This window comes from Paenibacillus sp. LS1 (genome assembly GCF_026013365.1).
In the GTDB taxonomy this organism is placed as follows: Bacteria; Bacillota; Bacilli; order Paenibacillales; family Paenibacillaceae; genus Paenibacillus.
This window is the reverse complement of record NZ_JAPDOE010000017.1, coordinates 73,262-86,560: the sequence shown is the minus strand read 5'-3', so window position 1 is coordinate 86,560 and position 13,299 is coordinate 73,262. Positions and strand designations below refer to the sequence as shown.

At 47.4% G+C, this 13,299-nt stretch carries 16 protein-coding genes; 13 read left to right on the top strand and 3 right to left on the bottom strand.

The annotated features are described in order from the left end of the window. The 7 genes from OM416_RS29705 to OM416_RS29675 all read left to right on the top strand — a co-directional run. On the top strand, positions 1-305 hold a 305-nt coding region (locus OM416_RS29705; RefSeq protein ID WP_264935556.1), incomplete at its 5' end, for a hypothetical protein. Positions 306-454: 149 nt separating this feature from the next. After that, positions 455-718: an AbrB family transcriptional regulator gene (locus tag OM416_RS29700; protein WP_264935553.1), complete on the top strand. Its 264-nt coding sequence runs from the start codon at positions 455-457 to the stop codon at positions 716-718. Further along, positions 715-1,119 (top strand): type II toxin-antitoxin system death-on-curing family toxin, encoded by a 405-nt coding sequence (locus OM416_RS29695; RefSeq protein WP_264935552.1) that lies wholly within the window; start codon positions 715-717, stop codon positions 1,117-1,119. The genes OM416_RS29700 and OM416_RS29695 overlap by 4 nt, the downstream gene beginning before the upstream one ends. Positions 1,120-1,278: 159 nt before the next feature. After that, positions 1,279-2,010 (top strand): ABC transporter ATP-binding protein, encoded by a 732-nt coding sequence (locus OM416_RS29690; protein ID WP_264935550.1) that lies wholly within the window; start codon positions 1,279-1,281, stop codon positions 2,008-2,010. Between the two features lie 21 nt (positions 2,011-2,031). Next, positions 2,032-2,847: an ABC transporter permease gene (locus OM416_RS29685; RefSeq protein WP_264935548.1), complete on the top strand. Its 816-nt coding sequence runs from the start codon at positions 2,032-2,034 to the stop codon at positions 2,845-2,847. Position 2,848: 1 nt separating this feature from the next. Then, positions 2,849-3,286, top strand: coding sequence for an ABC transporter permease (locus tag OM416_RS29680; protein WP_264935546.1), 438 nt, complete (start codon positions 2,849-2,851; stop codon positions 3,284-3,286). 112 nt (positions 3,287-3,398) lie between these two features. Further along, a complete protein-coding gene (locus tag OM416_RS29675; RefSeq protein ID WP_264935544.1) occupies positions 3,399-3,782 on the top strand; it encodes a hypothetical protein in 384 nt (127 codons plus the stop codon). Between the two features lie 147 nt (positions 3,783-3,929). Here the strand turns inward: OM416_RS29675 and OM416_RS29670 are convergent, their stop codons facing one another. Further along, positions 3,930-5,198: an NAD(P)/FAD-dependent oxidoreductase gene (locus OM416_RS29670; RefSeq protein WP_264935542.1), complete on the bottom strand. Its 1,269-nt coding sequence runs from the start codon at positions 5,196-5,198 to the stop codon at positions 3,930-3,932. 195 nt (positions 5,199-5,393) lie between these two features. Here OM416_RS29670 and OM416_RS29665 point away from each other — a divergent pair, with 195 nt between their 5' ends. From OM416_RS29665 to nadE, 3 genes are all read left to right on the top strand, one after another. Continuing rightward, positions 5,394-7,088: a two-component system sensor histidine kinase NtrB gene (locus tag OM416_RS29665; protein ID WP_264935540.1), complete on the top strand. Its 1,695-nt coding sequence runs from the start codon at positions 5,394-5,396 to the stop codon at positions 7,086-7,088. Positions 7,089-7,309: 221 nt separating this feature from the next. Beyond that, positions 7,310-7,744 carry a BrxA/BrxB family bacilliredoxin gene (locus OM416_RS29660; RefSeq protein WP_017690788.1) on the top strand — a complete coding sequence of 145 codons (435 nt, stop codon included), beginning with the start codon at positions 7,310-7,312 and terminating at the stop codon, positions 7,742-7,744. A gap of 139 nt (positions 7,745-7,883) precedes the next feature. Continuing rightward, entirely contained in the window at positions 7,884-8,693 is an 810-nt protein-coding gene (nadE, locus tag OM416_RS29655; RefSeq protein WP_145153218.1) for an ammonia-dependent NAD(+) synthetase, read from the top strand. Between the two features lie 163 nt (positions 8,694-8,856). Here the strand turns inward: nadE and OM416_RS29650 are convergent, their stop codons facing one another. Next, on the bottom strand, positions 8,857-9,672 hold the full coding sequence (locus tag OM416_RS29650) for an alpha/beta hydrolase family protein (RefSeq protein WP_264935533.1): 816 nt from the start codon (positions 9,670-9,672) through the stop codon (positions 8,857-8,859). Between the two features lie 185 nt (positions 9,673-9,857). Between OM416_RS29650 and acpS the strand changes: the two genes are divergently transcribed. Then, positions 9,858-10,256 carry a holo-ACP synthase gene (gene acpS / locus OM416_RS29645; protein WP_264935530.1) on the top strand — a complete coding sequence of 133 codons (399 nt, stop codon included), beginning with the start codon at positions 9,858-9,860 and terminating at the stop codon, positions 10,254-10,256. Positions 10,257-10,285: 29 nt separating this feature from the next. Continuing rightward, positions 10,286-11,650: an A/G-specific adenine glycosylase gene (gene mutY / locus OM416_RS29640; RefSeq protein WP_264935528.1), complete on the top strand. Its 1,365-nt coding sequence runs from the start codon at positions 10,286-10,288 to the stop codon at positions 11,648-11,650. A 108-nt stretch (positions 11,651-11,758) separates the two neighbouring features. On the opposite strand, the gene OM416_RS29635 is transcribed toward mutY, so the two are convergent. Further along, a complete protein-coding gene (locus OM416_RS29635) occupies positions 11,759-12,370 on the bottom strand; it encodes a superoxide dismutase (RefSeq protein ID WP_017690783.1) in 612 nt (203 codons plus the stop codon). Between the two features lie 416 nt (positions 12,371-12,786). Here OM416_RS29635 and OM416_RS29630 point away from each other — a divergent pair, with 416 nt between their 5' ends. Next, complete coding sequence (locus tag OM416_RS29630) at positions 12,787-13,212, top strand: GNAT family N-acetyltransferase (protein WP_017690782.1); 426 nt, start codon at positions 12,787-12,789, stop codon at positions 13,210-13,212. The last annotated feature ends 87 nt before the right edge of the window (positions 13,213-13,299 follow it).

The window sequence follows — 13,299 nt, the reverse complement described above, 5'->3', positions numbered from 1 at the left end:
TGGAAGGTGAAAGTGCAACGATGACTCAAACCGAACGCAACAACAGCGTGAATGACCGTGAGCATAACGTCAACAGCAGCACTGCGAGCGAAAGCCGCGGCGCACTGGATCTAGGTCTGAACGCGAAAGTGGAAGGTGAAAGTGCAACGATGACTCAAACCGAACGCAATAACAGCGTGAATGACCGTGAGCGTAACGTCAACAGCAGCTATGCGAGCGAAAGCCGTGGAGCACTGGATCTGGGTCTGAACCTGGATGCAGATGCAGAGAGTGAAACTACTTCCGTGGTGGAGACAAATCGGTAATATGAGCTTTCATTGTAATATGAAGAAGCAGGGGCTCCGGAACCCCTGCTTCTTTTTGCATTTCTTAATCCGAAATAATATGCAAATGGACAAAAGTTTCAGTATAATTGTTATAACAGTTAAATAGTATAACTAAGGAGGAGAAATGAATGAATAGGGTGAATGAGATGGAACGAAAAGTAACGAAATTCGGTAATAGTCTTGGATTAACAATGACAGATGCCTTCAAACAAATTGGTCTTGAGCAAGGCGATATGGTTCAAATTGAGGTAAATCAGTCCAATGGGGAGATTATTATTAAAAAGTCTGCAAAAGTTAATTTGCCTAACGGAATCAGTAGTGATTTTATGGATACATTGGCTGATGTGATGGGTGAATATGATCAAACCCTGAAAGGTCTCAAGGATAGATGATTATGACCCGGTATTTGAGCATTCAAGAGGTTATTGCGATCAACGTCGCTATGATTAAGCGTTACAGTCCTGGAGAGCAGATTGGAGTTAAAGATTCTGGTCTGCTTGAATCTGCGGTTGTAAGAGCACAATCATCAGCTTTTGGTAACGAAGCCTACCCAACTGTGTATGAAAAATCTGCTGCGATCTTTCAATCTTTGGGCCAAAACCATCCTTTTCATAATGCTAACAAAAGAACGGCTTTTACCGCATTAGTGATCTTTCTGCGTTATAACAATGTGTATCTTAAAATGGATCAAACTTTTGCTGAGGACTTTACCAATATGGTGAACCACAAGTACACATTTGAAGAACTAGTCTCGATTATTCGTACATACTGTGGTACCGAAAACGAAGAATAATAAACAAAGCAATAAATCATACATTTCTATGATTTATTGCTTTGTTTATTTGCCATCTATATAGAAATGCTCAAAATGATCAAACAAACAGCCCGTAACTCGATTACAATAAAACTAAAGAATGAACTAAACGCCTGATTAGAACAGGGAGTGAATGATATGGGAACGGAATATAAAAGCACGGAAGCACACGAGTCTATATTAGACGTACATATTACAGAAGCAGGATACGAGCCAGGACAATCAACCATACGCAATATTCGAATGAATGTGGCGCGAGGAGAGCTGGTGGGTATTATCGGACCTAATGGTGCGGGCAAAAGTACCACGATCAAAACGCTACTGGGTCTGCTGGAACATGCGAACTATGAAGTGACGATCGGGGGAGAGGGTCGCTATGCTTATATCCCGGAGCAACCTGTGTTTTATGAATATATGACCTTATGGGAACATCTGGACCTGGCGGCAGCGGCATATGAAATGGAGGAAGAAGCTTTTGTTGCCAGAGCGGAGGAGCTGTTAGTTCGTTTCGGTATGGACCACGTTCGGAATGATCTTCCAGCCAGTTTTTCGAAGGGCATGCGGCAGAAAATGATGTTGATGATCGGATTTCTGTCTTCGCCGGATATCTATATCGTGGACGAGCCGTTCATCGGATTGGACCCTCGTGCAACCAAGGATTTTCTAAAATTGCTAGATGATGAACGTCGCCGCGGCGCGGGTGTACTTATGTCTACGCATGTACTGGATACCGCTGAACGAATCTGCGACCGGTTTATTCTGATTGCTTCGGGCAGATCTGCTGCCGAGGGAACATTGGATGAAATCCGTGAAGTCGCAGGATTGCCGGAAGCCTCCTTGTTTGACTGTTTCGATATACTGACGTCTTAGATAGAAGGAGGGTGAGTGAGAATGGAAACTTCCCAGCGTTATACACCATTTCGTTTATACAGACGAAGACGCCAAGAGCATTTCAGGGAACAAATGAAAAATCTTAAACTCGTAGTGGATTGGACGGTGTGGGTATACCTGCTTGTTCCGGGTCTGCTCTATCTGATTGGGTGGTACACAAGTCTGTGGACCAAACCGCTGCCTGCATGGGCAACAGGGTTACCGCTTCCCGTGCTGACCGGGTTGATTGATATCGTTATGCTTACTGGGGGTGTGTTGATATTTGTGGAGGAAGCGGATGTATTGTTTCTGAAATCAAGGCCGTTGTGGATGCGCACGTTAATGAGGCAAGGGCTCTACCGCGCCTGTCTGCAACATGTGGGCAAAATGATCTTGGTTACAGCACTAACTGCACCTCTGTGGTCCCGTGCCTATGAGATGTCGAATCTCCAGATTGTACTTATGGCCGTCTGGTTCGGTGCAATAGCTTCATTCCAAGCCATAACACTACATATGACAAAGGTTCGACTTACAGGATGGCGACGCTGGATTCAGATGATTCCTCTCGTCATTGGCATAGGTTACATGACCATTCATGCGACATCATGGATGCATGGGCAGACGTGGAAAATCATATTAGGTATCGTGGTGATCATGCTTCTTCTGATTACTGTCGGACAGATGAGGCTGTTGATGAAGGGAACATTTGAAGGGGATGTGCGGGAGGATCTGCGGAGCAGGCTGCAGCTTACAGCTCTAATGTTAAGTAGGGCGGTGAGCAAGCCCAAAGCCCCAAGCCCCAAGAACACGTTCTATTATCTTCCGCAAACCGCGTAAATTGCTGCGCAATCGTTCCATCGCGAATCGGACAGCGGAGATTGCGTTCAAGGCATTTTTCCGAAACTCAGCTACGATGAAATTGTATTTGCAGCTTGGCGGACTATCTATCGCAGCAGTCGCGTTACCACCTTTTCCGGTCAATGTCATTGTGTGTGCGTTGTTAATCATCATGTTGTCGGTAATGTTTTATCGTTCCTGGGATGTGTTTGCAACGTCGGACTATGTTCAGCTCATAACGTATGACTCGGAGGAGCTGCATCGTGCAGGTTCAATGATGGTACGGATGTTGTTCATCCCGATTGGTATTCTTATGGGATTCGCGCTGGGATTGGCCTGGCTCGGCTGGATCGTCGGTATTCTAACAGCCGCAGGTGCGATGGCCTTTGGACTCTGTGTGTTATCTATTGCCGGATGGGTTCGGTTGACCCGGGCCTAAAGGAATTCCTTTCTAAATCAGAGCATATCGTGCCCTATATCTGCCCATGCTATAGAAGAAGAATCTCATCTATGGACGATGAGAGATTAGCTGTAGCAAGGAGGAAGAGACGATGATGGATAATAGCGAACTACAGGTGCATTTTTCAGACGGTTCAGCGTTGAATGCCGCAAGGGCAACCTTGGAGGAATTGGGATATAAGCCGTATCAGTCCGGCCCACTGGAATTGTACATCCCCACAGATCGCCAAGATCCTCAGTCTGCCGTAGAGATTGTACAATCTCATGGAGGAAGTGCCGTATTTGCCTCGCAAACGGAAGAGCTGGATCAGTTTCAGAATATATCGATTCCGGCTCATCTCGTGAATGAGGACTGGAATGAGGGTTATGCGAGCCAAAACCAGGGAAGCCAGACGGAGCAAGGCAGACATAACTATAGCGAGGACCCGGCATACGATGATTCGGCGGATGGATTCTCAGGCAGTGTGAAAGCATAGAATGCAAAAATTACAAGCTAAGAGTGGTTCGATCCGCCTTTACTAAAATGGAACAATGCTGAAAACCCCGGTATTCCACAGATAGTGGATATCGGGGTTTTTGACATCTGAAGCAATTCGTCATGTGTATGAAGTGTGTAATACCTATTATGATGTGGCGTGTTTATATTCTGCCGCATGCATGCCAGCCGTGTATCCTGTGGAGAATGCAGCGGTAATATTATACCCTCCAGTGTAGCCGTGAATATCCAAAACTTCACCGCAAAAGAATAGTCCAGGCAGCAGCTTGGATTCCATTGTTTTTGGGTATATCTCCTTTAAGTGGATTCCTCCCCCAGTAACGAAGGCTTCTTTGAGCGATCTTGTTCCGTCTGCACGGAAGGTAAAAGCCTTCATTAGCCCGCACAAATTGCTTAACATGCCTTTGGGGAAATGGTGGAACGTGAGGTCATCGCTGATCTCCGCGCGTTTCATCATTAAGGGAATCATGCGTTCGGGAACCCATGTTTTCAATATGTTTTTGACAGCCTTGCGGGATTCTTGTTCCAATACCTGTTGAACCTGGGTTTCCAATGCACCAGCGGACAGCTCAGGAAACAGATCAATGCTCATAATGACCTGTGGATTTCCAGACTTCATCTGAACCTTGCGTATAAACTGGCTGCAACGCAGTGCAACTGGCCCAGACACCCCAAAATGCGTGAAGATCATATCCCCGCGATGGGAGATCACGGGTTTTCCTTTGGCATCGATAACAGATAAAGCGACATCCCTCAAGGATAAACCTTGCAATTCTTTGGATTGAATCCAACTCTCCCCAGACACAATAGGCACTTCAGTTGGATATAACTCTGTAATCGTATGACCGGCAGCTTCGGCCCAGGGATAACCATCTCCGGTTGATCCGGTTTGAGGTACGGATTTGCCGCCGGTAGCGATGATGACAGAGCGCCCAAGAATGGTTTTACCAGATATCAATTTAACACCCTGTACCTGCTGACCATTCTGAATAATTTCCTTGACCGGTTCTTTGGTGCGAATCTCAACGCCGAGGGAGACAATCTTGCCAACCAGCGCATCCACGACTGTTTTCGCTTTATCGGTTACAGGGAACATTCTGCCGTTGTCTTCTTCTTTCAGGGCAATTCCGAGATTCTCGAAGAAACGCATGATCCCCAGGTTGTCCAGATTCTGAAATGAACTATATAAAAAGCGGCCATTACCCGGAATATGCCGGATGAGTTCATCCGTTTCCTTGGCATTGGTTACATTGCATCGACCTCCGCCAGAGATGCCGAGTTTACGACCCAGTTGATCTCCTTTATCCAGCAGAAGCACGGAGGCTCCATGCTCGGCAGCTGCAACGCAAGCCATCAGGCCCGCAGATCCTCCACCAATTACAATGACATCATACATACGTTATTACCCTCTTTTTTCATTGATTTTGTCTGTTTTACGTAAAACGTGTCTACTCCTGCCTTTTTCTGAAATATAATGGAGTTAGGAGAAGTTCTATTATGCAGTCTTAAGGGATATATTGTAATATACTGTCGCCTATGTTTTAATCAGAAATACATGAGGGAATGTGCAGGCAGAGGAGGAGATGACGTTGTGGTTGCGTTAAAGGACATTCTTTTACAAGTACTGCTGGCAGGGTCGGCGGTATTCCTGATTCCCTTATTCCATCTGGGTCTCTCCAGGCGGGCTATTGCCAAAATGGAACATGCCGGAACGATACAACCTGGTTTTGCTGTGACAAGTGTCGCGAGCATGCTACTGTGTTTGCTGTTTGCACTTTATGCGAGTCCAGTGGCTGTACCCATATCATTAAGCATCGTACCTGTGATACTTGTTATTTTGTATTGTAAGTCCGCTATAGGCTTAACGCTGTCCATTCTACATATTCTCTTCTATTTTCTTTTTGCGCATCCCTATGATCTGTACGGATTTCTCCTTCATACGGGCATTCTTCTCTATCCTATTGTATGGTTGTCTGCCAAACGATTCAAGCATAATACACCTTCGCGCAAAATGACGATCCTGATCACCCTGATTGCAATGGAACTGATTGTAACGAGTCTGTTGTGGATCGCATTCCATCAGAATGACTCCACATACTCTGCGACCTACATGATATTCACAGCACTTGGATATACTGCTGGAGCCATTGTTGCGGGAAGTCTGAGTCTGCTATGGCTGGAACGGATGAAACATTATCGTGGGCTGGAGCAGCATCTCTCGGAAGTTCACCACCAATACATAACGGAAACGGAGAAACTTCATCAGATTCTGAATGCAGTTCCTCTCTCCATTGCCACTGTAGATAAAGAAGGCACGGTCATGTTCGTCAATGAGATGATGGAACAAACAGCGAGAGATCAGTTACCTTGTACCTCCACGCCTGATCTTATCGGACAGCCTGCAAGTCAATTTGTTGAACAAGGTCAGGCGGACAAGATGGATAAAAGCATTCGCAGAGCCGTCGTTCATGGTGAGATTAGTGGGTTGACCGTTCGTTACGGTGCACACGTATTTCAGTCCCGAACCGTGCCGATCTATGCCTTTTCAACAGAGACTGCAAGAGAAGTTACGGGGGCCATGCTGATTATTCAGGATATCACGGAGCTTGAGATGTTGCGAAGTGAGCTGGATAATGTGGATCGTCTCAGTCTGGTAGGGCAGATGGCTGCAAGCATTACGCATGAGGTGCGCAATCCAATGGCGGTTGTCAGGGGCTTTCTTCAACTCATGCAGGAAAAGAGTCCGGAATCTCTGGATCACTATTACCGGATCGTTCTGGAAGAGCTGGACAGGGCGAACAGTATCATTAATGATTTCTTGTCTCTGGCTCAGAATCGCATTGCGGAGAAAGAGGAATCCCAGCTGCATGATATCATTCATGAACTGAGTCCATTGTTATGGGCGGATGCGAACCTGCGTGGTCAGAGCATCGAACTCATGCTCGCCCATGATGTGCCGAAGTTGAATCTCAATTCAAAGGAGATCAAACAGGTGGTGTTAAACCTGGCCCGTAACGGGATGGAAGCCATGAATGAGAAAGGCGTGCTTACGCTGGAGACGCGGATGGTAGATGACAAGGTGGAGCTGTGTGTACGTGACACAGGGCCGGGTATACCGAGGGTGAAGAAGGAGAAGCTATTTGAACCCTTTTACACGACAAAAGCTAAGGGAACCGGACTCGGATTGTCCATGTGTCTAAGTATTGTGGAACGACATAACGGAACCATTACCGTGGAATCGGAGGAAGGTCAGGGGACTACCTTCAAAGTGGCATTTGAACAATAGGCACTCAGCATATTTTGCCAGACGATGAGACATAATATTATGGAAGAAGCCTTTCCGCAGGCGGTTTCTGAATCTTGCTTTCATTGCTTATGGATGTATAATAGGAATAGCACATCATTACATCCATAATTTTCGATATGAGTGTAACGTTGTTTTGGATAGCTATTCGCCTCTAATTCTAACGAGATTATAGAACAACCATTTATAAGGAGTGAAACCGAATGTCAATGTCATTTGATCAATACATGAAAGATATGGTTCAACCGATGCGGGATGATTTAACTCGTCTAGGAATCCAGGAGTTGCGTACTCCTGAAGAAGTGGAAGCAAGTCTTCCGGATGCAAAAGGAACAGCGCTGGTTGTCATTAACTCTGTCTGCGGATGTGCCGCGGGTCAATGTCGCCCAGGTGTGTCCCAAGCACTTCAGCACGATATTACACCGGATCACCTGTACACTGTATTTGCTGGTCAGGACAAAGAAGCAACTGCAAAAGCACGTGAATTCTTTGCACCGTATCCTCCATCTTCACCGTCCATCGCTCTGATGAAAGACGGAGAACTCGTTCATTTTATCGAGCGTCATCAAGTGGAAGACCGTTCTGCAGAGGATATTGCGGCTGATCTCAAAAGTGCATTTGACCGTTACTGCCGTTAATTCGCTCCAATAGAACGCCCCGCCTTTCGGATCACCGATGCCGGGGCGTTTCATTTTGGATAGATAAGGTTATTGAACCATTCGGACCTTTCAAGCTGGACATCAAATTTCATTCATTTAGAAACGGGGTGTGTGAACGATGAGTTTGCAACAACAGATCATCGCTGAATTGAAGGTTAAACCAAGCATTAATGAGGAAGAGGAAGTACGCAAGCGTGTTGATTTTCTGAAGACATATGTGAAAAATGCAGGTGCCAAGGGCTTGCTGATTGCGATCAGCGGCGGTATTGACAGTGCAGTGGCTACGGCGCTTTGCAAACAAGCGACGGACGAGCTTACACAAGAAAACAATCAAGAGTACAAAACTCTTGGTGTATTCCAACCTTATGGTGAACAAGCCGATATCGACCACAGCTACGCTGTAGCGAAAGCATACGATCTGAAGCATGTCGTGGAAACCAATATCGAAGATGCAGTTAACGAGATTGCGCTGGAAGTGGAGCAAGGTTTCAAATCCTTGGGCAGTCCACGCCATATGACTCACCAAGGTAAAGGTAATGTTAAGGCGAGAACTCGTATGGTTATGCAATATGCGCTTTCGTTTGAAGAAAACCTGCTCGTTGTAGGTACGGATCACGCATCCGAAGCCATCACGGGATTCTATACCAAATGGGGCGACGGTGCTGTGGATATTACACCACTGAGCACCCTGAACAAACGTCAGGTACGCCAGCTGGCAGCATATCTTAACGTTCCACAAGCTATTTTGGACAAGGCACCATCTGCAGGACTATGGGAAGGTCAGACGGACGAAGATGAGCTGGGAATTTCGTATGAAGCGAACAGCGACTATCTCGAAGGCAAGCAGATCGATCCGGCTGCACAAGAGCGCCTTGAAGCGTTCTATACGCGCACACATCACAAACGCAATGCCATTCCGGGTATCTAATACGTTTGGATGAGCATGATGTTATAAGCTGTTAACACCAACATTTGAAATATCGTCCCCCTTAGGGAATGCGAAAAGAGTCACTGCGTGAGCAGTGACTCTTTTTGTTGTGTGGAGTGAGAACACAGCCCAATTTCAGATGACTACTAATGGTGAAGATGAGTTAGTTACTCCATGTCTTGATCTGTTGCAGGGTTTGGCTGATGGCTTGTTCCAGTTGCGGAGTGGTTTCTTTGAATGGGTGTACGGTATTAAAGGTGTGGTTTCCCTCATTAATCTGGTGCCATGGGATATCAGGACGGGCTTGAACTAGTGCGGCAGAACCGTCACGCAGACGCTGTGGATCTTCTGTTCCCTGAATGAGTGCGACTCGCACAGGTGAAGAAGCCAAGCGGTCAATGATAGCGTAACGTTTGCTATGCTTGTCCAGGTCTTCCAGAATAGACACATCCAGTGGCATCTGCTGGCCTGTACGTCCGTTAACGACATGGCTGCGACCATGCGTACGCATTTCTTCTTTTTGCTCCGTTGTGAAGAGATCCAGATTGGTTACACCATTCCAGGAGATTACACCTGCTACCTGTTCGGGGTGGTCCAATGCATAGACGAGACTTACGCCAGCACCGCGGCTATGTCCAACCAGGTATACAGGAAGTCCAGCGAGTTCAGGTTGTGTAGCTACATGATCGAGTACTAGGGTCAGATCAGCAAGCTCCCGGCTGTACGTATTCACTGCGAACTTTTCAAGTTCAGAGAATTGCTCCAGATATTCGCCAATACCGTTGTGAGAGAAATTGAAGGTTAGCACATGATGCGTCTTGCTTAGCTGTGAAGCTGCATAGGGGAACATGCCCCAGTCTTTGAAGCCTTTGTATCCGTGAGCCAGAATGATGACCCCTTGAGCGGGTTGTTGTGCAGGGAAAAAGTCCCCGCGAATGATAGCATCTACGTCAGTGGGCAATTCAAAAGTTATAGGCATTATTCAAACCTCCTAAGAGTTTCAGACGATTCCTGATTCATATTTTAGCATAAATGGGAATGCGGATAGGTACTCGCTTCTGGACGTCCCTCCTGCTACAATAGAATACGTGTTCGGAGAGTTACGGATCATGTGATTGAATGGAGATCTTTTACAGTATAAAAGATTAAGCGGGTGAAGCGTTGATGATATATGGTATAGGCAATGATGTGCTGGAGATTGGACGTATGCGCAAGCTGCTGTCCGGTCGCTATGCGGAAGCTTTTATAAAACGAATTTTAACGCCAGCAGAGCGGGAAATCGCGGCAGAGCGGGGGAAACGGATGACGGAGTTTGTATCCGGTCGATTTGCAGCGAAAGAAGCGGTGTCCAAGGCGTTTGGCTGCGGAATTGGTGGCATTATGGGTTTCACTGACATTGAAGTGCTGCCTGATGAGACAGGACGTCCGGTGGCATCGCTGTCCAGTCAGGCTTGGGAACGACTGCAGTTGCCATACGACAAACAATATGACATTCATTTGAGTATTACGCATCAGACGGAATTGGCAGCGGCCTTTGCGATCGTAGAACAGCTGGAAAAGTAGTTAGCTTGGCAATAGGAGAGGACGGAAATATGGGTTTACAGGAACAGAAACTACATTTCAGCGTAAATTTGCTGGACTGGTATATGATCAACCGACGGGATTTGCCGTGGCGTCGCCACAACAATCCGTATTTCACTTGGGTATCGGAGATTATGCTTCAGCAGACACGGGTCGATACGGTGATTCCTTATTTTAATCGTTTTATTGGGAATTTCCCGACCGTGCAGGCGTTGGCGGAGGCGCCGGAGGAGGATGTCCTGAAAAATTGGGAGGGTCTCGGCTATTACTCCCGTGCCCGTAATCTTCAGACGGCTGCGAGACAAGTCATGGAGCTGCATGGAGGCGAGATGCCGCAGGACAAGCAGGCTGTCTTTGCATTAAAAGGGGTGGGCCCGTATACTGCCGGGGCCATCCTCAGCATTGCCTTCAACCAGCCGCAGCCTGCGGTAGATGGCAATGTCATGCGGGTCCTGTCCCGATACTTCCTCATCGATGAGGACATTATGAAGGGCAGCACCCGGGTGTTGATGGAAGAGCTCGCAGGAGAGCTCATTCCGGAAGGGCGGGCGCGTGATTTCAATCAGGCGCTGATGGAGCTTGGCGCGCTGGTGTGCACGCCCAAAGCGCCGCATTGCCTGACTTGCCCGGTCATGGAGCAATGTTCCGGCCGTATCGCCGGGAGAGAGCTTACACTGCCGGTCAAGACCAAGGCGAAGCCGCCGCGCCCTGAGCAGCGGCTGGTCGCGATTGTGGAGGGCCGCGGTGATCATCGCGGCCAAGTGCTTGTGCGCCAGCGCCCAGACACGGGCCTATTGGCCCGCATGTGGGAGCTGCCGCATGTGCTGGCGGCGCCCGCCGCAGCCAGCAAGAAGGCGGCGCCGCTGGCGGATGAGCCGGCCATGGCATTGCTGGCCGGCAGTCTATGGGCGGAAGGCTTCGCTGCCCGCCCGGAAGGGCTGGCTACCCATGCGGAGCATGTGTTCAGCCACATTGTCTGGAGCCTGCAGGTGTACAAGTGTACCGAGCAGGACCAGAGCAGTGAGCTTCCGCTGATCGCATTGGAAGCCAGAGCCGCCTACGATGCACAGGCGGCAGCAAGGGAGGATGCAGCCTCATCATCAGCTGTGTCACCTGATTCAGGCACAACGCATTTATCGCAGCCAGGCATTCCTCATGCACAGAACATCTCAACATCGCTTAACGATGGAGAGCTGTTGGCAACATCTGACGTCAGTGACCCCGCGCTGAGCACGCTGACATTGACAGGTAAAGGCGATGGCTTGACCTACCGCTGGATCGGTCCGGAAGATATGGACAAGATGGCATTCCCTAATATCTTTCTGAAGCTGATCAGCAGTTATTTTGCCGGGGCGTATGATCAAGTGAATGATTAAATGGGGAGCTAACGAATAACTATAGCGATAGCAAAAAGAGAGCCTGATCACGGTCACGATGACCGAATCAGGCTCTCTTTTTATGTTAACTGTTGCATGCTAACAATCTTATTTTGCAGAAGCGTAACGTTTGTTCACTTCATCCCAGTTGATTACATTCCAGAAAGCGGCGATGTAGTCAGGACGTTTGTTTTGGTAGTTCAGGTAGTAAGCGTGCTCCCATACATCCAGACCCAGAACCGGAGTCAGACCTTCGAAGAGAGGGCTGTCTTGGTTAGGTGTGCTAGTGATGGACAACTTGCCATCTTTACCAACTACGAGCCAAGCCCAGCCGGAACCGAAGCGAGTTGTAGCTGCTTTAGCGAAATCTTCTTTGAATTTGTCATAGCCACCCAGTTCGCTATCGATAGCTGCTGCGATATCGCCTGTAGGAGCGCCGCCGCCGTTAGGTCCGATGATTTCCCAGAACAGGCTGTGGTTAGCATGTCCACCACCATTGTTGCGAACCGCTGTGCGGATGCCTTCTGGTACGCTGTCAAGGTTAGCAATCAGATCTTCCAAGCTTTTTTCTTGCAGTTCAGGAGCGCTTTCCAGAGCTGCGTTCAAGTTGGTTACATAAGTATTGTGATGGCGATCGTGGTGGATTTCCATCGTTTTTGCATCGATATGTGGTTCCAGTGCGTCGTTAGCGTAAGGAAGTGCTGGTAATTGAAAAGTCATAATGAAATACCTCCTGAGATTTTAAGTTTTTTGAACAGGTACATATGTAATAATACCCTTGCCACTAATATTAAACCGCATTCGGGCTAATTAAGCAACATTTTTGTTTATTAAGTCCCCCGAGGCGTTGATCTAATGATGGGCCAGAGATAACAAACATATTTTACCCTTTATGAATATTTTTATGTGAAATTAATAGAAATAAAAGCAAAATTATGACGTTTATCGATGTAAACGATTACAATTAAGCGCTTTCAAAAGAAAATGCGTGTTTTATGGAGTAAAGTATGGTTTAATTGACGAAGAAGCGGTATTTTCTCGTTTTTTGTCATTATATGAACATTGGGTTTTTGGTAAAAGGGAATTCCTTTTTGTAAAAAACCTCATCTAAGCTAACGAAAAGGGAGATTTAAGACATGCACGTTCGTTCCTTTCAGTTGAGTGATGCAAGCCAGATGACGGAGCTTCTCCAGGTTGCACTATCGGAAGAGTGTTATGAGAACACGATGGGCCCGTTTGCCCGTCAATTGTCATGGGATTCTGACCTGATCATGGTTGCGGAAGAAGAGGGAGACCTCGTCGGCGCTTTGATCGGTACGATTGATCACAATCAGGGTTGCATCTATCGTATTGCGGTCCATCCAGACTATCGTCGCCGCGGAGTCGGCAAAACACTTGTCGAGGCCATGGAACAACGGTTCCAGCAGCGTAAAGTCAGCCAAGTATGGGTGGCGGGTGATGAGCACAACAAAGTAGCCATGCCTCTATATGAAGCAATGGGTTACGGTGCCAATCAGATTATGAGCGCTTTCCAGACTCTTAGTATTTTGTCCAAAGCTTAGTTTGCATGTTTAAAAAGAAATAAAAAAGATGTTCATTTCATATTAGGCATATCTCTTAGCGTGTAAGAACGTGAGGGATGTGCCTTT